The following is a 23,654-nucleotide window of genomic DNA, read 5'->3' as shown; positions in this document are numbered from 1 at the left end:
ATGAAAATAGGTATTTATGACCATATCTCAAAAAGAGACCGCTGCACTACTGACCACTTCTGCCCCTGATTTGCTCATTTCTTTTAATGATTCATCAAAATCACTAGGTGATAAGTTAACAGCCCTGGTGGCATCAGAAATCAAATAAGTATCAAAGCCTTCTTTTAGCGCATCCAAGACGGTAAACTTCACACAATAGTCAGCCGCTAGGCCCGTCACATAAAGATCTGAAATATCATGTTCGTGCAGATAAGCCGTAAGCCCAGTATCTTCCTTTTTTTTGTTGTCAAAAAAACCGCTATATGAATCCACAAGTGGGTTTAGCCCCTTTCTAAACACCTTGTTCCATTTGTCCCGCTTTAGTTTTTCTGCAAACTGGGCGCCCTCACTCTCCTGCACACAATGTACTGGCCAGAGCATTTGGTCCGTTCCTCCCAGTTTAATCACCTCTCCAGCTTGCTTACCAGGGTGATTGGCCGCAAAACTCTTATGATCTGCAGGATGCCAATCTTGGGTAGCTAATATAAAATCAAATTTTTCCTGAAGTTTATTGATAACAGGAATGATCTTATCTCCTTCCTTTACCTCCAATGCCCCTCCTGGCAAAAAATCATTCTGCACATCCACAATCAACAATGCTTTCATGGTTTGGTTACTTAGTTATTGAGTTACTTAGTTATTAGGTTACTGGGTTATTGGTCACTGCTTATGTTAAGGTTAATTCCAGCCTCAGAGCTAGTTGCTATTCTTGTTTGCTGGAAGCTAAATTAACTATAGTTTTTGGCTTTCAAAACCAGATCTGTTCTTAGGTGGTAAAGCGATTCTTCCAAGCCAACAGGGTAAATATGTGGGTTGATCAATCTTTTGTGAGCCTTGTCAAACCTCTCCAAGTTCGTCAGTGTCCTATTTCGGATTTCTTCTAACTTAGGCCTAGAATAGACCTTTTCACCGTTTTTGAAGATCGGTACCAATAAGTCCTTGCTCTCCATGGATCCTGGATTAATTTTCCTTCTTTTCGTGGGATCATAAGGATCGATAATCGTAAGCTCCTCGGCCAATTTCTCTCCATTTTCGAGGTATATCATATCCGAAATGGCCTTGTCATTTTTATAAAAACGCCTTACGTTATGATAACCGGGAATATTGATCTTTATGGATTGCTGGGAAACTTTCACTTTGGGCACCCATTTTCCATCTGGATCCTTGAGGGCAGCCATCTTATAGACCGCTCCCAGTGCTGGCTGGTCATAAGCCGTCACTAGTTTGGTACCTATTCCCCATATATCGATAGAAGCCTCCTGCATCTTCAGTGAGGATAAAATATGCTCGTCCAGGTCATTACTTGCGACCACTTTAGTGTCGGTAAATCCTGCTTCATCCAATAGCTCCCTGGCCATGTTACTGTAATAGGCCAAATCCCCTGAATCAATACGTACTCCCAGTAATTTTTTACCGTTTGCCTTGAGCGCATTGCCCACTTTGATGGCGTTTTGGACGCCCTTAATGGTATCATAGGTATCCACTAGGAAGATACAATTATCAGGGAAAGCAGCGGCATAAGCTTCAAATGCAGCTATTTCACTTTCAAAAGCCATGATCCAGCTGTGCGCATGCGTACCAGACACCGGAATTCCGAAGAGTTTACCTGCCATGACATTACTGGTAGATGAACAGCCTCCAATGTAGCTGGCCCTGCTGGCAGCCAATGCACCATCGATTCCTTGGGCCCTCCTGAGACCAAACTCCAAAACGGGGTCTCCTTTGGCTTCCAATGTGATCCTTGCAGCCTTCGTCGCCACTAAGGTTTGGAAATTGATAATATTCAGCATAGGAGTCTCTAGCAACTGGCATTGCAGCAAAGGGCCTTTTACGCGGATCATAGGTGTATTGGGGAATATCACGGATCCCTCTTCCACGGCGTCTACATCACAGCTAAACTCCAATTCCCGAAGGTACTGGACAAAAGCCGGATCAAACGTAGGCGTGCCATCAGCCTGCTTCATCTCACCCAAATAGGACAGATCGTTTTCATCAAACTTAAAATTACGACAGTAATCGATCACATAATCCAAGCCTGCGGCAATGGTAAAGCCACTTTGGAACGGATTCTTTCTGAAAAACAAGTTAAAGACCGCTTCCTGTTCAGCTTTGCCGGATTTCCAGTAAGCATAAGCCATGGTCAATTGATAAAAATCTGTCAACAGGGCTAAAGAGCCCTGATACAAGTCCCTGGTTATCTTCATTTTTTTGATCTAATGTTTAAAATCACTCCCACCAGCACCAAAGCCATCCCCAAATAGGTTAGCAAGTTAAAGGTTTCCCCGAAAAAGATAAAACCAAAAACCAGTGCGTACAGGATTCCAATATAATTTAGACTGGTAATTTTCGCTAAGTTGGCATGTTGGTAGGCCATGGTCATAAAATATTGTGCCAGTTGAGTAAATACCCCAATTCCCAATAACAGCATCCAATCCCAGCCGGTGGGCATTACCCAGTTAAAGTAACTCCAGATTCCCACAATCGGCAAGGTCACAAGTGGAAAATAAAAGACAATCACCAGTGGATGCTCTGTCCCCTTCAGTTTTCGGATAATATTATAGGCTAATCCAGCAAAAAAGCCTGAAGAGACCCCTATCAAGGTATACTCAATAGAGATCCGTGGATCAAAGCCCTCTATGACCAATACCCCTCCAAACGCAATGGCGAAATATAGAAACCTGACAGGGTTGACTTTTTCCCGGACGATAAATATCCCCAAGATGGTAGTAAAAATTGGCGACAGGTATTGAAGTGTTACCGCACTTGCGAGTGGAATATTCTGTAAAGTATAAAAGAAAGTGATCAGACCAAGTGCCCCAGAGGCTCCACGAAGTATTAGAAGCTTTTTATTGTTTCCGAAAAGAGGAACCTTTTGTTTCTTCAGAATGACATAACTCGCCACCAAACTAAACAGTGACCTAAAAAACACTATCTCCACAGCCGGCAGATGAGGGACATACTTTACCATTACTTGCATAATGGCAAAAAATATCCCTGCCAATAACATATGTTGGACGCTTTTTTGACTCAACTTTTCTCGCAATTTCCCGGATGATGCCAGTGGCCAGTGCCCCCTAATGGTTCATTGCCTCAACAAATCTCCGGAGTGAAAGTTTAATTTTAACCCCAATCAATAAATCGCCCAAATGGTTCCCTACCCCAAAAGATTAGTTGGATCCGTTCTCCTCTTCAATTTGATTATCTGAGGGTTTTTCCGAAGCCCCTTCTGGCGCAGGGGCAGGTTTAGTGGTTTCTTCTTCCTCTGGAGGAGTGGTATTGGTTATCATCCCAACCATCATGATCAATACAGTAAGGACAATCACCTGGATAATAAGGGATTTGTTCACCAAGCCGATCATATTTTCAGGACTGATGTACAAAAACAATAAAATAGTGATCAGTCCCCTTGGGGCCACAAAAAGTAGTGGTTTTAAAGGAATCTTACTCAGCCTAAGCTGAATCGCCCTGATAGAAAATGTCAAAACAACAATCCCTACTGCCCATATCAACGTAGATGTATTAAGAATTTCTGATGTTTCCAGAAGGTACCCAAACAGCAAGAAAAACAGCGACCGGATCAAAAATGTAGCTTCTACGGTAAGTTCTTTAAACTTATCTACCTCCTTATTGAGGATGTCTGTTCTGATGACATCGAAAAACTTCAGGTTATGGAGTTCATTAAGGTTACCGATAGACAGTCCAAAAATCAAGATAAAGATCAATGCCGGCAGATGATAAACATACGAAATGGCATAAATCAGAATGGTAAGCAGGATAATAGGAACGAATTTAATATGGTGCTCCAGCTTGCTGAGCAAGAAGGAAAGACCAATCGTAGCCACAAAGGAAATGACACAAATCACCACTAACTGTAGCCCAAAAACGCCAAAGGAATCCAATCCCACCGTTTCATTACGAAGTATAAAATTAAAGAATACCACACCCAAAATATCAGAAAGGCTACTTTCATAAATCACAAACTCCCTGTTGGACTTGGACAGATTACGCACACTGGGAATGGCAATAGCACTACTGATCACACACAGAGGGATCGCATTGATCAGGCTGTCCCTAAACGTATAGCCCCCATACTGCTCAAAGATATAGGTCAATAAGAAGGACAAGGCCAACAAGGGAGCCAAAGCACCTAAAAATGACTTTCTGATCAAGGTGATTTTTGATTTGTTCAACTCTAGCTCCAAGGCACCTTCCAAGACGATCAAAATCAATCCTGTAGTCCCCAAGATCGGCAATATCGCAGAGAGATCTGGTAGCTTTAGCTCAAACAGCATTGTACCTTGGCGCACCAGCCAGCCCAATAGTAACAACAGGATCACTGAAGGTACTTTGGTTTTTTTAAAACTGTAATCAAATAGGTACGCTATCAGCAAAAGTGAACACAGCGTTATGATAATAGTCGTTGTCATTCGTTGTCTTTTAAATCAAGATTTTATCTTAAACCCAGAATATGCATAAACAGGGTTAAACCGTTTCTTGGTCATTCGCCAAATCCAGGCTCCAGTTAGTCAAACTTAGTATTTCTTCCCCTCACTACTCCCCTAAATATAATCCCCAATAAGCACAAATTCTCCAAATCTTCCAGTAATAATAGCCCAAATCTTTTTATTTCCGAACTTCTGCTCACCAAAATCACACTGCCCACTAAACATCATTCGAAGGATTTTGTTCTTTCTATGAGGCAAAATTTTATACATTGGGCAATATTAAACACCTCTATTTCAATTTCTAACATGTCACTTAAAAAAAACACCAAAGCGCCTGATTTCACACTCCCTTCCACTGCTGGAAAAGATTTTCGACTCGCGGGAGATTTCAAGGGTAAACCGGCCCTGATCTTTTTCTACCCTAAAGACCAGACCAAAGGCTGCACCCAAGAAGTATGTAGCTTCCGCGATAATTTCGGAGTATTCAGCTCATTGGACATTTCCCTCGTCGGCATCAGCAGGGATAGCATCGCAAGCCATCAGGAATTTAAGAAAATGCACCAATTACCTTTTGAATTGTTATCAGATGAAGATGGAAGTGTCTGCAAACAATACAAGGCCCTCATGCCCCTGATCAAAATCCCCAAAAGGATCACTTATCTCCTCAACGATGCACATGAGATAGTGGCCATTCACGAAGGGCTTTTTGATGGCCCAGCCCATGTCAAGTCCATGATGGAGGAGGTGAAGGAATTGGGGAACCGATAGCCTAATCATATTCCGGGTTCAATTATCCTTCTTGAAGGCTCCTCGTAATGGTGTGGTCTGGTCTAGGAACTCATGCCCCTCTGTGTCTTGACAATTGCTTTTGATACCTAATGATCCCTTCTCCAAATCCTACTCCGAGACAATCAATCCATCCTGCATGGTAAGCATTCGGTCGGCCATTTGTGCCAATTGCCGATTGTGGGTTACAATAACAAAAGATTGCCCAAACTGGTCCCGCAAAGTAAAAAACAGCTCGTGAAGTGATTCGGCACTTTGGGTATCCAAGTTTCCACTTGGTTCATCCGCAAAAATTATTTTGGGATTATTGATCAACGCCCTGGCTACCGCCACTCGCTGCTGCTCGCCACCACTAAGCTCAGCAGGTTTATGCTCCAGCCTGTCTTCAATCCCCAAAAGCTTGGCCAACTCTTTGGCTTTTGCTTTTAGTTGCACCTCCTCTTTTTTGGCTATTAAGCCCGGTATGATGATATTTTCTTCAGCGGTAAACTCAGGGAGCAGGTTATGAAACTGAAAAATAAAGCCAATCTCCAAGTTACGGTACATAGCCAGCTGATCGCCCTTTAGGCGAGTAAGTAGCTTGTCCCCTACACTTACATCGCCTTGGTCAGCATTGTCCAAAGTACCCAAAATATGTAGCAAAGTACTCTTTCCTGCTCCTGATGCACCTACTATCGACACGATCTCTCCAGAGGCAATTTCCACATCCACCCCTTTTAACACATGGAGGTCTCCGTAATATTTATGAATGCCCTTAGCTTTTAGCATAATGATAAAATTAAACGAATCCAAAGATAAAACTTCTTGTCTGAATCGTCCTATTTTGCGCAGGTTTTAAAGCGATGCGACTCTTTATGACTCCACGTAATATATGGTGGTAAACAACCTAATTTGGACTGACATACTTCCCACCTGTCACACCAACCTTCCTAGCATCAAGGAGTTATCCCCTTTATCGTATTTTTAAATAATGAACAGGTAGAGACAACTGGAAAATTGACACAACAATAACATCTATATTTTTAGCAAAAAGACCCGTTTATTACTTGAATAATCGGCTTGTGGTGGTTAACTTCGGGCAAAAATTTTCGCTAGGATGAATATACACGAATATCAAGCTAAAGAAGTTCTCAAAGGTTATGGTGTCAAAATCCAGGAAGGTATTGTAGCCAATACCCCGGAGGCAGCACTAGAAGCAGCCAAGCAACTCAACGCAGAAACAGGTACCTCATGGTATGTGATCAAAGCACAGATCCATGCAGGTGGACGTGGAAAAGGTAAAATTCAGCAAACTGACTCAAATGGCGTCGTACTGGCCAAGAAATTGGACGAAGTAACTGAAAAAGCCAAAAACATCCTAGGAGGGACGTTGGTAACACACCAAACAGGCCCAGAAGGAAAAAAAGTAAGCAAGGTCTTAGTAGCTCAGGATGTATACTACCCAGGAGATTCCGAGCCTAAAGAATATTACCTATCCATCCTTTTGGACAGGGCCAAAGGATGCAATGTCATCATGGCTTCTACCGAAGGTGGCATGGACATCGAAGAAGTAGCAGAGAATACCCCGGAAAAAATCATCAAAGAATGGATCGATCCCAAAGTAGGTCTTCAGCCATTCCAAGCCCGAAAAGTAGCTTTTGCACTTGGACTTTCCGGAAATGCCCTGAAGGAAATGGTGAAATTTATCTCTTCCCTTTACAAAGCCTACGATGCCACCGACTCCTCTCAGTTTGAAATCAACCCTGTGTTGAAGACTTCTGATGACCAAATCTTGGCGGTGGATGCCAAAGTAAACTTGGATGACAATGCACTTTACAGACATCGTGATCTAGCTGAGCTACGTGATATTTCTGAAGAGGATCCTTTGGAAGTAGAAGCAGGCAAATCTGATCTAAACTACGTAAAACTCGACGGTAACGTAGGCTGTATGGTAAACGGTGCAGGTCTGGCCATGGCGACCATGGACATGATCAAGCTTTCTGGTGGAGAGCCTGCCAACTTCCTTGACGTAGGTGGCGGAGCCAATGCCACTACCGTAGAAGCTGGCTTCAGAATCATCCTTAAAGACCCTAACGTAAAAGCCATCCTTATCAATGTATTTGGTGGTATCGTAAGGTGTGACAGAATCGCCAGTGGTGTGGTAGAAGCCTATAAATCAATCGGTGACATCCGCGTACCGATCATCGTAAGACTTCAAGGAACCAATGCTGAAGAAGGTGCCAAGATCATCGATGAATCCGGACTAAAAGTAGCCTCTGCCATTACCCTAAAAGAAGCTGCAGAAAAAGTACAGGAAGTGCTTAAAAACGCATAAAAATAGTTTATATTTGTGACCGATTTGGAGATGACCATCTCTAAATCGGTTTCATGCGCGCGTAGTTCAACTGGATAGAATATCGGATTTCGGCTCCGAGGGTTGAGGGTTCGAATCCTTCCGCGCGTACTTCTACAATAAAAATCCTCCAAGCTCGCTCAAAAAGTGGGTTTGGAGGTCATAGAGACATACGGTTTCTAGTGAAATTTGACATCTTTGTTTCTACCTCGTTTCTACATGAATAATGCTAGTTCGAAAATAGTATGCCACCCAAAGCGCATCCGAAAAGACGGCACAGTCCTGCTATACCTTAGAGTCATCGTTGATCGAAGAAAAAAAGACATTGATTTAAAGCTCTTTTGGCCTATCGATCTCTTTGACAAAAAAAATGGGAAGTGTAAACCTAGACATAAAGGTGACCAGCTATGTGATGATTACAATATCATGCTAAGGGATGCTGAAGCAAAGGCCACAGAGGTAATTGTCAAATACAGACTCAAACGCCAACCACTCACGTTGGATTTATTTTTAAAAGAGTACCACAACCAACTCAGCACAGAGGATTTTTATGCTTACTACGAACAAAAGGTAATGCAACGGTACAAACTAGCTGAGATAGCTGACCTCACGAAAAGAAATCACATAACTACTTTGAACAAACTAAAAGAATGGAAGCCTACACTTACGTTCTCAGAGTTGACCAATAAGACCGCTCAGCAATTTGACCAATGGATGTATAGGAAAACAAAGTGCAAAAGTCTTAATGGACGGGCTTGCCATCACAAAAATTTCAAAACCTACCTTAACTACGCTCAAAATGATGAAATCCATTTTATTCATCCTTATAACTTCTTTAGAGCAAAATCCGAAATGGGAAGGTACCGGCCACTTACTAAGGATGAGTTTCTCCAGTTCTGGGAGTACTATCAGGATCCACTAATTCACTCTACCTATAGAATAGTTTTACGGGCTTTTCTGCTATGCTGTGTCACAGGTATGAGACATGGAGATTTGAGAAGGTTCAACCTAGACTGGATAGATGGCGAGTTTTTCAATTTCATCCCAAAGAAAACTTCTCGATATGGCACAAGGGTAAGGATGCCCATAACCTCAGAGGCAATAGATTTGATTGCAGATGAAATTGACGAAGTGGGAGACCATAAAATGTTCCAATACCCTACGGAGCAAAAGCAGAATGAAATCATTAACAGCATTAGCAATATCCTCGAAGTCAAACAAAAAATATGCTTCCAAATAGCCCGTGAAACCTTCGCCACCCTATACATGGAGCATGACGGAAAATTAGAAGTACTGGCCAGTTTTATGGGGCACACCAATACCCGGCAATCTGAAAAATACGTGAAGATCATGGATCAGCGAAAAAAACAGGAGTCCTTACGCATTAGCCAGTTTATTGTTAGGGACTGATTTTGCTAAAACACATCAAACGGATCAAACAACGACAATTCAGCCAATACAGGCCAATATCAAGTTTGATGCGGCCTCTTGTTGTTGGACGGCGTTTGACTAATTGACTGGTTTAATCAATTCTTCCCCTTCATTTTTCACACTATTAATAGCCATCGAAATTTCATATTTTACCATTGCATCAGCTGGATATGGATTTAAAATTCCCAAAAGATCATTTGGATTTTGATCCATATCCATCCAGTATTTGGATTCTTCTTCAGATAGGATAACAGGCATCCGATCATGGATTGATTTTGTCAGTTCATTGGGGCTGGTTGTGAGAATTGTGAAGGAAAAATACTCCGATTGATCTGCTAAAATACACTTTGACCAAAGTCCCGCAAATGTAAAAATATCACGATCAGGAATACAGAATCTAAATGGATGCTTTTTACCATCGATATTTTTCCATTCGTAAAATCCATCCGCCAAAACCAAACAACGTTTAGAGTGCTTTAACAGAGGAGTATAAGTTTTGGGTTTATCCATGATTTCTTCAGATTTGGCATTAATCATCCGAAAACTAGATTTTGTATCTTTTGCCCAATGAGGGACTAACCCAAAATGCATTAGGTTAAGCTCATCGGGTCGCTCAGCAATAATTACTGGAGCCTCCTGGGTAGGTGCAATATTTACCTTTTTATTCCACCTATTAAAAGCAGAAATAGCCCTTGCTTTGAATTTATCTTCTAAAATATCTTTGTCTTTATTTATACCGTATCGTCCGCACATTTTGAAATATTGATTATTTTAAGGGAAAATAACAAAAAAAGCCATGATCTCCATTAAAATTGTTTTTCCTACTAACCCTAAAATCATATTAAATGATAAAGTCAAAAAAATTCCTGATCCAGGAACCCAATACATGACCGATTGGGATAATATTTTTCAAAATGAAAGTGAGTTTAGTAAAGCTTTAGAAATCCTTGAGGAAGATGCCCTAGAGGTTGACTTTATTGACTACGAGGAATCAATTCCAAAGGTGTTTTTAAAACCTTCAAACGGATGAAATTTTTACCTACCGATTGATTCGGCTGTCCAACTCGATTTCATTTAATACCTGAATTCCATCAACGATGTCTCTCGGATCATTGATAACCCGTATAGTGGATGGCCACCTAGCAATTAGGGATCTTATATCTTCCATGACCATTTTCATTTCTTCAAACTGCTCGATCATGGCCATGAATTCCTGTAGATCGGCTGTAGCATTAGAGTTCTGCGGAATCTGCTGTGCCATGGATGCGGTAGCTCCACCAGTTGCGAAAGGAGTGGCTTTCTGCCGCTCTGCCTCAAGGTATCCGAATATATTGGCGTATTTCGGAGAGCGAAGCATCCAATTCGGACCTACCCACTCAGCTCCCTTTTCACCAATCACGCCAAAGGAAGGAGAATTTATATGGCCACCTTTCGCATAGGTGCCCACCCAACCGGTTCTGGTTCCATCAGGCATAGACCAAGAACCATCGCTGCCCATCATCATATCGATCACCCTGCCGGATCCGGTAGCACCACCGGTGGCGTACTGGGTGGTTCTAATCTTATTGACCGCAACACCAGTTCTGGCCACAGCAGCAGCAGTTTGGATTCCTCCTACAATTGGGCCAGCTATAGGGCCAAGTGTGGCAGCTCCCTTCCAGATTGCCGCTACCTCGCGAATTCCATCGGTAATAATTTGCCCGATCTCTAATGCTTTTAATGTGGTGGCCAATGCTTTCCGACCTTTCGCCTCTTCATCCATAAGCTGCAAGCCCATTTGGAGGAACTCTTTAGCCGCATTCAATCCAGTTTGCTGTACCTGTATCTTAAAATTCTCTGCTCTTTCTGCCTCTGCTATTTTATTATCAGCAATATCTTTGTCGATCTGAGCGAGTTGATTTTTCAGCCTTAAGGCTTGCAATGTTTCTCCCTGTCCAGATTCCTCAAGTAAGGCAAGTTTTTCATTCAAGTATTCCCGTTGTATCTCTAGAAGGGCTTCCTTTTTTCTGGTTTCTGCATCCGTGGCATTGATCACGGCATTTTCTACCAGTAGCATTTCCCGTTCCTGATCTTCATCAAATTGCTCGAATTGCTTCTCAATGTCCGCCTCCCTTTCTTCCTCTTTAATTTCGGCTATTTTCTGGCGATGCTCCTGCCTCTTGAGTTCTGACAGCTCCGCAAACTGATCCCTAACCTGCTGAAGTTCTGCCTCTGTGAGAGCTTCATTCTCCAATAACTTCCCCCGCCTTTCCTCAAGCTTTTCCAATTCTCGGTCTAATTCAAGGTCGAGCTTGGCCATTTTTTTATCAGCTCCTTCATCCATCAGTGATATCCGGAGATCCTCCGCTTTCTGCTCGGCCTCAACGGTAGCCTTTAAGTACTCCTTCCTGAGCTCATCAATCCGTTTTTGGTTTTCCTCCTCCTTTTTCCTCACCTCATCAGCTCGCTTCATGTTTTCCGTATGAATCTGCTTGTTCACTTGGTTTTCAAGCGTTTTAGCAGACATTCTTTTTCGAGCTGCCTGAGCCTCAAAATCAGTACGCTGAGCAATCAGCTCCATGAGCTCCTTCTCATCCGCTCTGGAGGTATCATTAAAAGAGTTCTCCAACTCCTTACGCTGGATTTTCAAATCCATAAATTCCTGCTCCTGATCCAGTAACTCGTTCTGAGCCTCCTGTGCTCTTTTAGCAGCCGCCAAGCGTTCCTCTTCCGACTTAGACACGTCTTGGGCAATCTCACGGGATTCCTGAAATTCGGCATTGAGTTTCGCTCTAGAGACAATTAACTGGTTTTCAGTCTCCTCGATGGTCTTATTGAGTTCAGCCAGTTCAAGGCCTTGATCTACGGATTCACCAATAAATTCCCCTGTGGCCTGAGCCGCTTTACCAATCTTATTGATTCCATCTTCTACACCAGTGGAAGCTTGTATCATGGCATCACCCAAACTTTGCAATCCTCCCCATACATCACCTGATATAATTTTCTGCACGCCTTCAAAGGCCACTCCGATGGACTTGATCCGGTTCATAAAGTTGTTCTTAATGAAATCGGCAAAATCCATCATTGCCTTCTTTGGATTATTGATGGCGGCCATAAATCCATTAAGGAGGTAACCTCCCAATTCTTGGATCACACCAAAGAACCTCTCCCAGAGCACAATCATGGGCTTTAGGACTTTGTTCACCTTGTCTATGCCATCCTGAGTGGACATGAGGTAATTCACAATCAATCCAAGCGCAACGGCCAAAGCTCCTAAGCCGGTACTGACAATGGCTCCCTTTAGGGTATGGAAGCCTTTGGTAAGGAAAGCAAGCCCTGTTTTCATTTTACCCATGGCGCCGGTGATGGTATTGATCATACCACCAAATGGTGTCATCTGGAGAAACTCCTCGTTCATGTCCTTTAGGGCTTTTTCAGTACCAAATACATCCCCCTTAAGGTCATTCATATTGGTCTTTATGCCCTTGAGCTGCTCGGATTTCTGGGCAAACTCCTCTGATTCGGGGGGGAGCTTCCGGAGTTGGTTTTGGAGGAGCTTGGCAGCGGCAGCCATATCGTTAAAAGTGGCATTCACTTGGGAGCCGTCTGCTAGGATCTGTAATTTGCGCTGTTCAGTCTTGGAAGCCATAATATTGGATTTATGGCATAAAAAAAGCCCCAATTATGGGGCTTTTTGAGGACAGTAAAAAGGTGGCAATTACTGTTCATCCTCAAGAAGCTTTTGTTCAGCAGAAGCCAATAGCATAAATATCCGTAAAGTATTAGCATCTGGGATATCATACTGAATCCCATAGTCCTCACAAAGCCTGATAATTTGATGATCCGCTAATGCAGGGCAGCTTTTCTGAATATCAGACCTCAATAACTGCAATGGGCTCTTTTCATCCTTTTCCATGATGTAAATATAGTGTTTACTACAAATATTGCAAATCTCACATGAGTTACATCATTTACTATATTTGAAACAAAGGATGTAAAAATGGCGGCAATTACTTTACGAAATATACCTGATGATATCCATCGAAAAATCAAGCGCATAAAGCTAGATTATGAGGATCGGGGAATAAAAAAGAATTTAGAGGACATTTATCTAGAATTAATCTTGGAGTCCTTAAAAAAACGAAACCCGGAGAATTAGTCCGGGTTTCTTTTTTCTATTTATTCTATAGTGTGACCTGAATCATCAAATTGAAATGGCAACTCTAACTGACCACTTTGTCTCATCTTTAACTTTTCAAACTGACGCCACATATGTTCCATGTTATCTGATAGCTGAAATAATGTAACCACTTGATTTATTTGGGCATTAAGATGCGGATTTCCAATATCTTCAGTTAGAAGTTGATGTAATCTTACAGTTTTATTACCAGCAGAACTAGTCGGGACATTACTTTCCAACTCGTTTAATACACCATCTGGCAACTGCTCATAAATTAATTTCTTTGTCCAAGTTCCAATAACTCCTGGTCTCTTTTTAATACCTTTTACTGTAAAATCCCAACCGTTTAATCTAAAAAGTTCTTTATAAAAAATATCAGGAAACCTCTTTTGCCAAGGAAGAAGTTCTTGGGATATATAAGCCTTAAGTATCTTTTGAAGCTCATCTTTTTCACGGTCATATTGATATCCAGTTGCCTCGTCAACCAAAGCAGTAATTCCTACATTGGCAAATCCTTTAAATATTATATAGGCATTCTGCGCTGCTTCCTTAGCATTTAGCCTATTTTCCAAAGCGCCGTTTTTATCAGCTTGATGCCAAATATCACAGATATCGATTAAAGCAGTCGCAGGTAAACCTTCATTTAAATTCCCCTCTTCATCTCTATAAATCAAAGGCATAGAAAGTTTTTCTCTAACTTCTTTAGTAATAAAAGGCTCTAAATATTTTGCCGACACATATTCCGGAAGTACAGCGCCGTTTTCTTCTTTCTTCCTCTGCCAATATGCTCCGCCTCCTTTTACACCCAAGGCATTTGCTAGGCTTCTATCAACTAAAATCCTTTTTCCATCGTCTAAAACAGCACATGAAATTTTAAATGGCTCAATTTCTAATTGACCTTTATACTTCGCAACAGGAGTCTTTTTTTCCATATTTTATTTATTAAAAAAATAAAAATAGGAAAATTTGTAAAATAAAAAAATTAAACTCTAAACCTCAATGTCCGATCATAACTCTCATTCACATACTGCGAAAGCTCATCGGCTACCACTTTCGTGTATAGCTCCCCGAGACGGTGCCGCATGTGGGCGAGGCCTTTCAGCCAGTTCTTTTTCTTCCGGCCAGAACCTATCAGCCTGGTGACATTCACGTCCTCCAGACTGATCCCGTTCCCTACCCCGTAGGCCGTGAAAATACCATAGTAAAAATAATCTATCTCCACCATCACCCCATCCACCAATACGGATCCCCGAAAACCCATACTATTCATCAATTCACCGGTAACACCGATCTTGAGTTTCCTGAATCGTTCTTGAAACTGCTTATCGGCCACCTTGGGAAATTCCTTGGCTAGTGCCCGGATATTGATTTTCTGATGGATGTTGTATTTCATAGTTTTATGGAATATAGCTTGAGACTGGTTTTGATACGGTTCACTTTTTCGCCAGACTTTATGGAAGCATCGTATTCGTCCACCACCCACTTTAGGTTATCGATCATGATTTTGCGTTGGGTATCGAGCTGTAGCAGCTCTACCAAGGTTAGCTCCACCGTCCGCTCCATATATTCGGTGTAGGATTTCCAGTCCATCCACTCAGAATAGCAGCGGTTCACGATGCCGTCCGTGCCTTCCCATCTCAGGGAAAATCCCGTCCTCATATAGTGGCCAGAAGGATAATCATTGCCCATGGTGTCCTGCTTCACGCCATCGGTAAGCATAAACCGGAGCCCTGTCTTACTCTCCGGATCTAATTCAAAGGCGGATCCGCTACCTGTTTGAAGCACATTTGGGATATTCCAATCGCCATCATTTGGATTGGTCTCATCGATCATGGCCAAGGTGCTAGCCTCGGTACTTACTTCTTCCTGGCCATTCCCTTGCTTCAGCTCCAGCCATCCAGGGGCAGTGTCAAAAAGCTCATCATCTGAAGGAACGGCCATTTTGAATAGGAAGCCATCCGATTCATTTGGCTCCATTTTATAGGACTGGTTTGCTCGGTAGTTCAAGTTAGTGAACCCTTGATCATTGAGCCAGTCCTTAATCTTCACGATTTCAACATACCGGGTTACCGGATTGACCTTATAAGTGATCCCAAAACACATGGCAACATCGATCAGGAAGGAACCGACACTGATATTGGGCACATGGTTGGTATAGGTAATGGTATCCGCATAGACATTGATTCCCCCGTCCATCTCGGCAAGGTCATAATCATTGTACATGACCACCCGTTGGATATTGGGATCGGTAGTCCAGTCCCCAGAAATACCAAAATAGCCCAATTCCTTAAACACCCGATCCAGTACGTACAGGAGAAAAGGAAATGGCACCATATTGTACTTGTTCAGCCCACCACCATCCAGTTCATTGGAATAAAACCGGGACTCAGCTGAATTATAAAGATTGACATAACCCTCGTAATCCGGATTCCTATCCCCGTAGAAATTAGGGTGTTTGATGGTGAAAAAGGTATGGTTAGCTGCTGGATAGATGTTCCCAGCAGTCATGTCGGGAACATCGGTGCCCAAGTCCAGATCACGAAGGGTAAGGTTCTTGATCCTTGCCTCGATGTCCCCGGCATCCGTATGGAAACTGAAATTATACACATCGGAAAAATCCCGCAGCTTCATCGTGCCCACCTTCCACAGCAGGTCACCAAAAGCAATTCGGGTATTGGGATAGCTCTTCACCCGGCTCGTATTGTTCAGGATCTTGGAAAACTTGAATACCCGGTTATTTCTGCGGCTATCACGTGCAGCCACGTTATAGACTTTCGGACCCCACAGCTCACCAGGTGAGGTGAACGGTGAACGGGCACCAATGGAAAAGCTTGTGCTCTCCTTCAGGTCTATTGGCTGGTCATCTACGGTAACGGTAATCATAGCTCAGGGGTGTATCTTCGAATGGTCGGGTAAATGATATCAATGCTCACCTCATCGATGTTCTCATAATCCTCCTCCGGATCAAAATCAAACTTCACGAGCACGGGCAAGTAACCGGAATTGGTCTGTTCATAGACCTTCTCAGATATGGCCAGATCGATAAGATGACGCCTGGTGTATCCATTCATATTAGCGATCACATAGTCTCCCGTGATCGTTCCTTGCTTGGATACGGTCTCCTCTTCCCTGTCCTGGTAGGAAAAGCCCACCGGCATTTCTCTGGATATGGTCTCCTCACTTGTGCGAAGGGATTGGCTGCCACGGCCACGGCATAGCACCGAATCCCAACCGCCGACCGAGTTCAGGAAAAGCAACTTTTTGAAATGGCGCTTTGGCTTATAGACTTCAAACTTCCGTTTTTCACTGACCTGTGCGGCTCCCGAAAAGAGCTGCAGCTCATAATAATGGATCGTCTTTGCGGGGTTCAATGCAGCGATTTCCAATTGTGGCACTCCGGAAGGGAAGCGGTATAGCTCATAAGGCTTCACAGAGGTGATACTCTTCACATTCGCTGTGACGCTTGTACCATCGTTATAATACACATATACTTTCAGGATGAGGTCATTAACCGCCTCATCTACACATACAAAATGGAGGTAAGCATGCTGATCAGTGGCCACCGGTATGGCATTGGGCTGCCAAGTCAGGAAAGGCTTTTGATTGTCCAAATAGGTCGCAAAGAAGGTGTGTTTGGCAAATTCCTGTTCGGATAAACCACCGTACAATATATAATAGGTATCCACTTGTGAGGTGGCATCCGGTAGGGGAGGTTCTCCATACTTTTCATAGTACCTCAAGTAGAACCGTTTGAACGCTTCCCCAACCATCTTCACCTCAGTATCCCCAAATTCCGGCACCTTGGCATCAAGAAAGGCATTAAGTACCTGCTCGACATTAAAGTCCGTGCTGCCATCTTCCCGGGCGGGATGCTCCGACTCGAATTTGTTCAGGAAGTTTTCTGATTCGTAATCCTCCTCCAAGAACACCTCACATACAAAGGAAAGGTTTGGCTTCGTCTCCGGATCCGCTGCCTGAAGGGTGAGCCACACGGGATTTTTGGAGAAATAGAACTTGGTATCCTGAATGGAGATGATTGTGCTCTGCTGACAGCCATTGGCATCCGTCACAGTGAATGTATAAGTACCCACCGGAATATCCGCCCTGTCCTTAATAATGTAACCATCCGACCAATAGTAGGTATAGGGTGCTGTACCACCTGCTACGTCATTCACCACATCCCTGCCAGACTGGTTGACCGTAATGGTGATCTGTGTAGGTTGGATCACAGGAATGACAAAAGATCTGCTGCAACCACCCGAATCCACTACCGTCACCTGATAGTTCCCTGCGGTGAGATTTGTCCTGTTCTGGGCGGTGGATCCATCCGACCACTGGAAGGTATAGGGTGCACCATTGCCTCCCGATGGAGTGATGTCCACCGCTCCGTTGTTTCCACCAAAGCAAGTTACCGGCGTTATATCTGTAGCCAATTCGATTTGAGGTGGCTCACCCACAATGATGTCCGTCACCGAGGCTGTATTTCCATTGCTATCTTCCACTATCACGGAATAAGTACCGGCAGGAATGGAAGTCCTCAATGGGGAATCCGCACCCCCATCCGACCAGGTATAGGAATACCCCCCGGATCCGCCAGAGGCTTCCACGGTAATGGAGCCATTGGCCTGACCATGACAAGTGGCATCTTCTTGGGAGATTACGGAGACAGCAAGCGGTGTTCCTTCCACATATGGCTCGGGCTGATCCACAAAATTATAATCCAGCTGCTCCCGGTCATAAGGATCGTTGACCTCATAATAACACTGCTGATCTTCGAAAGTGTGGGAAGTTTCATTTGCCGGCATTTCCAAAGTGATGGGAAAAGTTCCCGTTCTATTCCCCGTCTGGGTATAAATCACATAATCTACATCAAAATGGATAGGCAGCCCAAAAGGCAATGCTTCGGAAAGCTCTACCTCAATATTTAAAAAGCCTTGGGTAAGGTTGGTGTCTACCGGATGGACAATACATGCGGTAATATTTACCGTGACATCTACCGTTCCGGGGACTCCTCCATATTCGTATGCGTAGGTCTTAGTAGCCATTATTCAAACAATTCAGGGTCAAAAGCATCAGTATTCAATTGGAAAGCCACCTCATTGGGAATGTCGATGGTGAAATAAAACTTGGTTCCGGATAGGTTTTTATCCTTGGATAGGTTGGAAATCTTCTCCGTCATCGCATCAGACCACTGAAATATTCCTTCCTGTGGCGCATCCTCATAATAATCACCAAGAAAGGCCATGATATCCGTCCCGATTTCCTCGGTGCTGTCAAAGATATCCTCCTGATCATCCCAGTTCATTTGCTCTCCCCTGTCCAGGATAAAGAATTCCCCTTGAATGGTTTTTCTCTTGGCATCATAGGAATCGTCACTGGATGGCTTGGCCATGAAGGTATTCAGGAGCAAGCAGGGAAAATGAAGCTTGCTCCGTATCCCATTAATAAACTCATGGATGTCCTCTTTCGCCAAAATTGGATGTGCAGAAAGGTTCATCCGGGCGAAAGCGAAATGTTGTTCACTGTGATGGATCTTCTTATGATGGGTGGCCATCAATCTGAAGAAATCCGTGTAGGTTTTATGGTCTTTAATGAGCATGTTTCATTCGGTTAGCTTTCTCCATTTCCTTTCTGTGCTCCTCATCCTTGAGGGTAATTTCCATGTTCAGCATGAGCTTGTACATGGACGTGTTCTCGGTTTCCTTATGATCACCAAAAGCCTCTCCGGACAGTTTCTGAATGGTCTCCTGCCATCCAAAGTTCTCCCTTTCGGACTGGGCACCTTTAAACACTCGTTCAAATACCGCTTCCCATTCCATTCGACACCCTTGGTACCATACCAGGACGGCCAATTTTATATCGGGGTGGATTGTCTTAAGGGCAAAGGATCGCTTGGGCACCTGAAACTCATTGAATGGTATCCGATAATCATTTTCGAAATCAGGGGAATCAGGCTTGAGCCCTTTTTTCTTTGGCCTGTACAGGATGGCCACCAACCTGTCCAGATCTGCCATCTGCTTGGTCTGGTGAAAATCCAAAAACGCTTCATCAGCTTCCGTCCATTCCTTGGCGGTAAGCGTTTCGAAGTTACCGACCGGACCATATAGTTTTCCTGCCGGAGTTTTGATGGTCAGCACCTTGTTATCCGTCAGCTCATTGCCTTCTTCCAAAAAAGGAATGTACTTCCAAAGCTCTACAAAGTACGCCGCCCCGATCATCATGACCTGTAAGTGACTTAACTTTAATAAGGCTTTCAGCACCTTTACCCGAAAGTGATGGATACTATTATGATCATCATGGAGCAGACCGGCCACAGTAATCAATTGCTTCCTGCTGAGCTCATTCCATGAACCGGGCAGCTTCACCCGATGTGTCCAAGTGAAGTACTTTAAGAATGGATATTTGATTTCAATGGTGGTCATCTTCTGAATACAAAGAATACTATAGCGATTATTATGAGGATGATGATAGCGAATGAATTAATCCCTTTCTTCAAATTCTCCCAAAATGAAGGCTTCTTTTCAACGGTCACTTGCTCATAACGGGATTTCCATCGCTGTACCTCCTTTTCCATAATTTCAATTTGTCGTTCTTGTTGTTCACATACGGCGGTAAGATTACCAAGCTGATCGATGAGCAGCCCCACTTTTAGTTTTGTCTCGGGATCCTCTTTGATAAGGGTTTGGTTGATGGATTCCAGACTGATACCTGCCTTGATCATGGAGACAAGGGAATCAATATTGATCGATGGGCTTTCCACCATGCTACCAGGCACCTCTATGATGCGGGGGATCTCTTTGACAATTGTGGAATCCTTGGTGATGACCTGCGTAGTCACCTGTGGTGTCTTACAGGAATACAGCGATATCAATAATACGAGTAATAGAAATAATTTTTTCATGATATAGATATTTCCGTTGGTTGGGTGATGAATGAAAGCAGTTTGTTTTTCGTGGCCACGGAGCTAGTAACATCCTTTAGGCTATCCCCATTGATATCAAGCTGCTTTCTACCGATACAAATACAGCCAAGTAACTCAAAATAAAAGTTGGCTTCATGGATCAGTATTAAGCTTCGATCAGGAACTCCAAGGATGTGTAGATGGTCACCGTACTTTTCAGAGTTTCGAGGTACAACCTTATACCTCCCGGCAGGGATGCAGGAAACGAATTGCTCGTTATCCTTCCAAGGAAGTTCCAAGGTAAAGCAGGAGAAAAGCTCATCGGCTTGATCATTCAAGACAAATAGCTGTCCAAGGGTTTGTTTCTCCTCAAAGTGGGTGCGGATCAATACCAGGCTATTCATTACCTTTCTCCTTTCCGGTTTCGCTGTCGAATCCTTCAAAGTGGCTCATGATCTTGAGCAGCACCGGCCATTTCTTATATCGGTACCAATTGCGGATAATGCTGAACAATTCGGCCGTGACAAATAGCGAGTAAAAAGGGATATCGAGGTATTCGATCACATTGGTGGACTTGCCTTCCAATACCATTTTGGTACAGACCGAATAACCGATAATGATGCAGAAATAAGCCACAGACTTGTCCATCAGCTTATCCCTGAAAAGCTTGATGCTAAATTTTTTGGTGCGCCACGCGGTATAGGCACCACCTCCAGTGTCGATCAAAAACACGATGAAGAAGGCAATGGCAAAATTCCATTGCGAAAATATATACTGGTTGATAATGGAGAACACGGCAGTAATGATCAGCCATGGTTTTGGCTGCTGTATAGCCTCTCCGATATTGTCAAAATGCCTTTGCATATGCTGGATAAACAGGTAAATCATCCCCTATAGATTTTTCTTTCAGATGGTAGTAGTGAGTCTCTTTCAATTTGTGCCTTGAGGGTTTCGGAGTACCAACCTGAGTTAAACCACAAAGGATACTTGCTGTCACTCGCATTTTCATTCAGGTACTCCTTCATATTGCTGAGGTAGAACTCCCCACGGCCACGAACCGACCAAGCTTTCTTTTCAATGGCTGACATGGATGCCGACTTTTGGGTTCTGGAATCCCCGGCAAGTTCCAATTGGTTGATCTGGATACCCTGTGCATCCACGTCCACCGCCAGTGCTGTTAATGCCTCCTGAATGGTGAGCTTGGCAATGGCAGGTTTCAGGTATTTGGCCAGCAAATACTTATTATCAGTTGTAAGCGTACCCGTGTCCAGTTGGGTGAGGATCTCCTCATACATGGCCATGGGCATGGCGGCCATGATCCGCTGCTCTTGGATGTCCTTCATGATGGGCACCAAGGCCTGAAAGGTCAGTGCAGATCCCTTGATGTTCTCTCCGGACTTTTCGAAATCATTTACCGACCGGATGAACATCCCTCCCTTGAGGGCATAGTATCCGGCGTTTTGCCATTCGGGATAATCCTGCTCATAAGCCTCCAAGGTGCGGAGTACCGTATCCAGTGCCATGTAGGCACGATTGGCAGCCAAGTTCCTTAACCGCTTGATCTGTCCTCCATAAGCGGTCTTTTCATCCTGTGTCTCTGATCGGTTGATGCCATTATCAGAAATCATCACTTCGATCTCCGGAGCACCTTTATACACCGCCAAAGAAGCCTCGGCGGCAATCACGTACTCCGCAATTTTTTCTATCCTTGGTGTATAGGTACCGGCATTCTTCTCCGCAATGATCTCAGCCAATAGACCTTCACTCAGATAGAATGTCAGTTCCTGCATTTCCACCTCGTTGAGCGATGGCTCGAGCGTAGGATATTGGAGGGCATTGCTTACCCTGATATACTTTTGGACTTCCGATATGTCGGTGATCAGTTTTGCCATTAGTCTGCTTGTTGTTGGGGTTCGTTAAGGGGTGATTTGCTGGGTTGGGACGGTGCGGCCTCTTCGCTGGTCAGTGCATTGGCGAACTTGAAAGTATAGGGTGGCCACCCGTTGTACTCGGCAATCCATGAAAGCGGTTCCAGTATCAAATCCTGATGGGCTTTTACCGTATCCACATAAATATTGAATGCCACCCGCTTGTCCGATCCTGAGCCGGCTCCAAGCTTGCTGCCTGGTTGGCTACCGATAATCGCTGGATCCATCCCGAGGGAATAGAGCAAATGGGAAGAAGCTTCATTGGAGTCCTCGATATACATCCCATCCTTGATCTTGTCATCAATGGCCTCGATCTTCCAACCTTGGTACTCCTTGTTGTGGGCAGGATCAGAGATAAAGGATACCATCATGGAACTGCCTGCCGAGGCTTCGCCTTTGGTAAAGCTCTCGAATCGGTCAACTTCCAGATCCATGATGTTCCTGCGCTTGGCTTCATCCATTTTAGAAAAGCCAGGATACTTCCAGTCCCACCACCAAGAAGGCACCTGAATGAGGTACTTCAAATTGATTTGGTTCTTCATAAGGTTTTTCTTGAAAATCGGAATGGACTGGGCGACATCGAGCCACCCGGATTCACGGGCAGCATTCCAGTCCACGAGTGGATAATTTATTTCATCCTCTGTTGGATAGGCAATGGGATAGATGTATTTAAAATCCGTCCCTTCCTCCTTGTACATCTCCGGATCAGCATAGATATCGATCAAGGGAATGCGCTCTACATATTCCCCACTCATGGAAGGCCTGTCCTCCCATGATGCGGATACATAACCGTTTCGGATAAATCCCTGCTTATCGGGTTTCCCAAATCGGAAGTGGGCAGTTTTATAGCAGCTCAGGGAATAAACCTCCGAGCGATCAGCGGTGAAGATGATGCGAGGAACGGTGAAATAGAAAAAATAGAAGTTACGTAAGGCCTCAATACCATAACGGTGAATTCGAGAGCGTTTAAAAAAGGCTTCCACCTTGGGATCATAGATCCTGCGGAACTTCGGTTCTCCTCCTTCCTCAGCGGGTTCTTCGGTACCATACACGATCTGGTCATAGGCAATTTCCGCTTGCTTCTTCAGGGTAGGTCCGATGATGGTATTCTTTCGGATCTCCTTGAGCACCTTTTGCGGAAAATTATTGTTCACGCCCCATGGAACGATATAGGAATCCTCATGGCTCTTCATGGGATCCACCTTCAATGGCTTTACTGCCTTCTTCTCAATAGTCTGGTAAACGTACCCAGACCGCTGCGAGTAAACCACGTCCAGACTATTGCCTTGGATTAAATTATGTTCCATCAATAAAAGACCTTTTTGCCATTGAAATACAATAAAAGCCGGATGTGAAACTTCCTCCTGTGCCCATTGGGCAGGACGACGTTTCGGGTAGCGTTTCGGTAGTGACTAGGACGTTTAGTCCATTGCGTGACGTTTGGCTCTGGGCTTTCGAAATTGTGCCGATGCCCTGCATCCTCATTCCTTGAAAGCAATACCCTATCCAGCGTGAGAATATCTCCACCCGTTTTCCTGCTCTTGTCACAGGTAATGAAAGTGATGGAAAAAGGCTCCGGCTTCTTCATCTCTTCCAATGCTTCATTGAGGTGGATAATTTTCATACTCGAATA

The 23,654-nt window shown here is 43.9% G+C and carries 24 protein-coding genes and 1 tRNA gene; 5 read left to right on the top strand and 20 right to left on the bottom strand.

Going from position 1 to position 23,654, the window contains the following annotated elements:
- Nucleotides 1-27 precede the first annotated feature (27 nt).
- From pncA to DN752_RS21205, 4 genes are all read right to left on the bottom strand, one after another.
- Entirely contained in the window at nt 28-645 is a 618-nt protein-coding gene (gene pncA, locus DN752_RS21220) for a bifunctional nicotinamidase/pyrazinamidase (protein ID WP_112785835.1), read from the bottom strand.
- Between the two features lie 122 nt (nt 646-767).
- Complete coding sequence (locus DN752_RS21215) at nt 768-2,243, bottom strand: nicotinate phosphoribosyltransferase (RefSeq protein WP_112785834.1); 1,476 nt, start codon at nt 2,241-2,243, stop codon at nt 768-770.
- The gene (locus DN752_RS21210) at nt 2,240-3,070 is read right to left on the bottom strand and encodes a DMT family transporter (RefSeq protein WP_112786646.1); all 831 of its coding nucleotides are present in this window, start codon (nt 3,068-3,070) and stop codon (nt 2,240-2,242) included. The genes DN752_RS21215 and DN752_RS21210 overlap by 4 nt, the downstream gene beginning before the upstream one ends.
- Before the next feature lie 136 nt (nt 3,071-3,206).
- On the bottom strand, nt 3,207-4,466 hold the full coding sequence (locus DN752_RS21205) for a cation:proton antiporter (RefSeq protein ID WP_245949341.1): 1,260 nt from the start codon (nt 4,464-4,466) through the stop codon (nt 3,207-3,209).
- A gap of 324 nt (nt 4,467-4,790) precedes the next feature.
- Here DN752_RS21205 and DN752_RS21200 point away from each other — a divergent pair, with 324 nt between their 5' ends.
- Nucleotides 4,791-5,252 carry a peroxiredoxin gene (locus DN752_RS21200; protein ID WP_112785833.1) on the top strand — a complete coding sequence of 154 codons (462 nt, stop codon included), beginning with the start codon at nt 4,791-4,793 and terminating at the stop codon, nt 5,250-5,252.
- A 129-nt stretch (nt 5,253-5,381) separates the two neighbouring features.
- On the opposite strand, the gene DN752_RS21195 is transcribed toward DN752_RS21200, so the two are convergent.
- Nucleotides 5,382-6,038, bottom strand: a complete 657-nt coding sequence (locus DN752_RS21195) for an ABC transporter ATP-binding protein (RefSeq protein ID WP_112785832.1) — start codon at nt 6,036-6,038, stop codon at nt 5,382-5,384.
- A 328-nt stretch (nt 6,039-6,366) separates the two neighbouring features.
- Here DN752_RS21195 and sucC point away from each other — a divergent pair, with 328 nt between their 5' ends.
- The 3 genes from sucC to DN752_RS21180 all read left to right on the top strand — a co-directional run bounded on the left by sucC (nt 6,367) and on the right by DN752_RS21180 (nt 9,012).
- Entirely contained in the window at nt 6,367-7,584 is a 1,218-nt protein-coding gene (gene sucC / locus DN752_RS21190) for an ADP-forming succinate--CoA ligase subunit beta (protein WP_112785831.1), read from the top strand.
- 55 nt (nt 7,585-7,639) lie between these two features.
- Nucleotides 7,640-7,713, top strand: a tRNA-Arg gene (locus DN752_RS21185).
- A 108-nt stretch (nt 7,714-7,821) separates the two neighbouring features.
- On the top strand, nt 7,822-9,012 hold the full coding sequence (locus DN752_RS21180) for a site-specific integrase (RefSeq protein WP_112785830.1): 1,191 nt from the start codon (nt 7,822-7,824) through the stop codon (nt 9,010-9,012).
- A gap of 99 nt (nt 9,013-9,111) precedes the next feature.
- Here the strand turns inward: DN752_RS21180 and DN752_RS21175 are convergent, their stop codons facing one another.
- On the bottom strand, nt 9,112-9,786 hold the full coding sequence (locus tag DN752_RS21175; protein ID WP_112785829.1) for an SOS response-associated peptidase: 675 nt from the start codon (nt 9,784-9,786) through the stop codon (nt 9,112-9,114).
- 43 nt (nt 9,787-9,829) lie between these two features.
- On the opposite strand from DN752_RS21175, the gene DN752_RS21170 reads away from it, so the two are divergent.
- Nucleotides 9,830-10,063 carry a hypothetical protein gene (locus DN752_RS21170; RefSeq protein WP_112785828.1) on the top strand — a complete coding sequence of 78 codons (234 nt, stop codon included), beginning with the start codon at nt 9,830-9,832 and terminating at the stop codon, nt 10,061-10,063.
- A gap of 9 nt (nt 10,064-10,072) precedes the next feature.
- Here DN752_RS21170 and DN752_RS21165 read toward each other — a convergent pair whose 3' ends face one another.
- The 14 genes from DN752_RS21165 to DN752_RS21100 form a co-directional block, all read right to left on the bottom strand.
- Complete coding sequence (locus tag DN752_RS21165) at nt 10,073-12,661, bottom strand: hypothetical protein (RefSeq protein ID WP_112785827.1); 2,589 nt, start codon at nt 12,659-12,661, stop codon at nt 10,073-10,075.
- 69 nt (nt 12,662-12,730) lie between these two features.
- Complete coding sequence (locus DN752_RS21160; protein ID WP_112785826.1) at nt 12,731-12,928, bottom strand: hypothetical protein; 198 nt, start codon at nt 12,926-12,928, stop codon at nt 12,731-12,733.
- Nucleotides 12,929-13,191: 263 nt separating this feature from the next.
- Nucleotides 13,192-14,124 (bottom strand): P63C domain-containing protein, encoded by a 933-nt coding sequence (locus DN752_RS21155; RefSeq protein WP_112785825.1) that lies wholly within the window; start codon nt 14,122-14,124, stop codon nt 13,192-13,194.
- Between the two features lie 50 nt (nt 14,125-14,174).
- Entirely contained in the window at nt 14,175-14,585 is a 411-nt protein-coding gene (locus tag DN752_RS21150) for a hypothetical protein (RefSeq protein WP_112785824.1), read from the bottom strand.
- Nucleotides 14,582-16,075 carry a hypothetical protein gene (locus DN752_RS21145; protein ID WP_112785823.1) on the bottom strand — a complete coding sequence of 498 codons (1,494 nt, stop codon included), beginning with the start codon at nt 16,073-16,075 and terminating at the stop codon, nt 14,582-14,584. The genes DN752_RS21150 and DN752_RS21145 overlap by 4 nt, the downstream gene beginning before the upstream one ends.
- Nucleotides 16,072-18,237, bottom strand: a complete 2,166-nt coding sequence (locus tag DN752_RS21140; RefSeq protein WP_112785822.1) for a SprB repeat-containing protein — start codon at nt 18,235-18,237, stop codon at nt 16,072-16,074. The genes DN752_RS21145 and DN752_RS21140 overlap by 4 nt, the downstream gene beginning before the upstream one ends.
- The gene (locus DN752_RS21135) at nt 18,237-18,791 is read right to left on the bottom strand and encodes a hypothetical protein (protein ID WP_112785821.1); all 555 of its coding nucleotides are present in this window, start codon (nt 18,789-18,791) and stop codon (nt 18,237-18,239) included. Before DN752_RS21135 ends, DN752_RS21140 begins: the two co-directional genes overlap by 1 nt.
- The gene (locus DN752_RS21130) at nt 18,781-19,614 is read right to left on the bottom strand and encodes a hypothetical protein (RefSeq protein WP_112785820.1); all 834 of its coding nucleotides are present in this window, start codon (nt 19,612-19,614) and stop codon (nt 18,781-18,783) included. Before DN752_RS21130 ends, DN752_RS21135 begins: the two co-directional genes overlap by 11 nt.
- Nucleotides 19,611-20,093 (bottom strand): lipocalin/fatty acid-binding family protein, encoded by a 483-nt coding sequence (locus DN752_RS21125; protein ID WP_112785819.1) that lies wholly within the window; start codon nt 20,091-20,093, stop codon nt 19,611-19,613. The genes DN752_RS21130 and DN752_RS21125 overlap by 4 nt, the downstream gene beginning before the upstream one ends.
- Nucleotides 20,090-20,497, bottom strand: coding sequence for a DUF5675 family protein (locus tag DN752_RS21120; RefSeq protein ID WP_112785818.1), 408 nt, complete (start codon nt 20,495-20,497; stop codon nt 20,090-20,092). Before DN752_RS21120 ends, DN752_RS21125 begins: the two co-directional genes overlap by 4 nt.
- On the bottom strand, nt 20,490-20,981 hold the full coding sequence (locus tag DN752_RS21115) for a phage holin family protein (RefSeq protein WP_112785817.1): 492 nt from the start codon (nt 20,979-20,981) through the stop codon (nt 20,490-20,492). Before DN752_RS21115 ends, DN752_RS21120 begins: the two co-directional genes overlap by 8 nt.
- Complete coding sequence (locus DN752_RS21110) at nt 20,978-21,985, bottom strand: DUF6712 family protein (RefSeq protein WP_112785816.1); 1,008 nt, start codon at nt 21,983-21,985, stop codon at nt 20,978-20,980. Before DN752_RS21110 ends, DN752_RS21115 begins: the two co-directional genes overlap by 4 nt.
- On the bottom strand, nt 21,985-23,328 hold the full coding sequence (locus DN752_RS21105) for a hypothetical protein (RefSeq protein ID WP_112785815.1): 1,344 nt from the start codon (nt 23,326-23,328) through the stop codon (nt 21,985-21,987). Before DN752_RS21105 ends, DN752_RS21110 begins: the two co-directional genes overlap by 1 nt.
- The gene (locus DN752_RS21100) at nt 23,328-23,645 is read right to left on the bottom strand and encodes a hypothetical protein (protein ID WP_112785814.1); all 318 of its coding nucleotides are present in this window, start codon (nt 23,643-23,645) and stop codon (nt 23,328-23,330) included. The genes DN752_RS21105 and DN752_RS21100 overlap by 1 nt, the downstream gene beginning before the upstream one ends.
- Between the last annotated feature and the right edge of the window lie 9 nt (nt 23,646-23,654).

Origin of the sequence: Echinicola strongylocentroti (assembly GCF_003260975.1) — a bacterium.
Classification (GTDB): Bacteria; Bacteroidota; Bacteroidia; order Cytophagales; family Cyclobacteriaceae; genus Echinicola; species Echinicola strongylocentroti.
The sequence above is the reverse complement of the archived record's forward strand: the minus strand, read 5'-3'. Positions and strand labels throughout refer to the sequence as shown.

Coding starts and splice junctions, on each gene's coding strand:
- pncA (WP_112785835.1), bottom strand. CDS start 645: ATGAAAGCATTGTTGATTGTGGATGTGCAGAATGATTTTTTGCCAGGA.
- DN752_RS21215 (WP_112785834.1), bottom strand. CDS start 2,243: ATGAAGATAACCAGGGACTTGTATCAGGGCTCTTTAGCCCTGTTGACA.
- DN752_RS21205 (WP_245949341.1), bottom strand. CDS start 4,466: ATGACAACGACTATTATCATAACGCTGTGTTCACTTTTGCTGATAGCG.
- DN752_RS21200 (WP_112785833.1), top strand. CDS start 4,791: ATGTCACTTAAAAAAAACACCAAAGCGCCTGATTTCACACTCCCTTCC.
- DN752_RS21195 (WP_112785832.1), bottom strand. CDS start 6,038: ATGCTAAAAGCTAAGGGCATTCATAAATATTACGGAGACCTCCATGTG.
- sucC (WP_112785831.1), top strand. CDS start 6,367: ATGAATATACACGAATATCAAGCTAAAGAAGTTCTCAAAGGTTATGGT.
- DN752_RS21180 (WP_112785830.1), top strand. CDS start 7,822: ATGAATAATGCTAGTTCGAAAATAGTATGCCACCCAAAGCGCATCCGA.
- DN752_RS21175 (WP_112785829.1), bottom strand. CDS start 9,786: ATGTGCGGACGATACGGTATAAATAAAGACAAAGATATTTTAGAAGAT.
- DN752_RS21170 (WP_112785828.1), top strand. CDS start 9,830: ATGATCTCCATTAAAATTGTTTTTCCTACTAACCCTAAAATCATATTA.
- DN752_RS21165 (WP_112785827.1), bottom strand. CDS start 12,661: ATGGCTTCCAAGACTGAACAGCGCAAATTACAGATCCTAGCAGACGGC.
- DN752_RS21160 (WP_112785826.1), bottom strand. CDS start 12,928: ATGGAAAAGGATGAAAAGAGCCCATTGCAGTTATTGAGGTCTGATATT.
- DN752_RS21155 (WP_112785825.1), bottom strand. CDS start 14,124: ATGGAAAAAAAGACTCCTGTTGCGAAGTATAAAGGTCAATTAGAAATT.
- DN752_RS21150 (WP_112785824.1), bottom strand. CDS start 14,585: ATGAAATACAACATCCATCAGAAAATCAATATCCGGGCACTAGCCAAG.
- DN752_RS21145 (WP_112785823.1), bottom strand. CDS start 16,075: ATGATTACCGTTACCGTAGATGACCAGCCAATAGACCTGAAGGAGAGC.
- DN752_RS21140 (WP_112785822.1), bottom strand. CDS start 18,237: ATGGCTACTAAGACCTACGCATACGAATATGGAGGAGTCCCCGGAACG.
- DN752_RS21135 (WP_112785821.1), bottom strand. CDS start 18,791: ATGCTCATTAAAGACCATAAAACCTACACGGATTTCTTCAGATTGATG.
- DN752_RS21130 (WP_112785820.1), bottom strand. CDS start 19,614: ATGACCACCATTGAAATCAAATATCCATTCTTAAAGTACTTCACTTGG.
- DN752_RS21125 (WP_112785819.1), bottom strand. CDS start 20,093: ATGAAAAAATTATTTCTATTACTCGTATTATTGATATCGCTGTATTCC.
- DN752_RS21120 (WP_112785818.1), bottom strand. CDS start 20,497: ATGAATAGCCTGGTATTGATCCGCACCCACTTTGAGGAGAAACAAACC.
- DN752_RS21115 (WP_112785817.1), bottom strand. CDS start 20,981: ATGATTTACCTGTTTATCCAGCATATGCAAAGGCATTTTGACAATATC.
- DN752_RS21110 (WP_112785816.1), bottom strand. CDS start 21,985: ATGGCAAAACTGATCACCGACATATCGGAAGTCCAAAAGTATATCAGG.
- DN752_RS21105 (WP_112785815.1), bottom strand. CDS start 23,328: ATGGAACATAATTTAATCCAAGGCAATAGTCTGGACGTGGTTTACTCG.
- DN752_RS21100 (WP_112785814.1), bottom strand. CDS start 23,645: ATGAAAATTATCCACCTCAATGAAGCATTGGAAGAGATGAAGAAGCCG.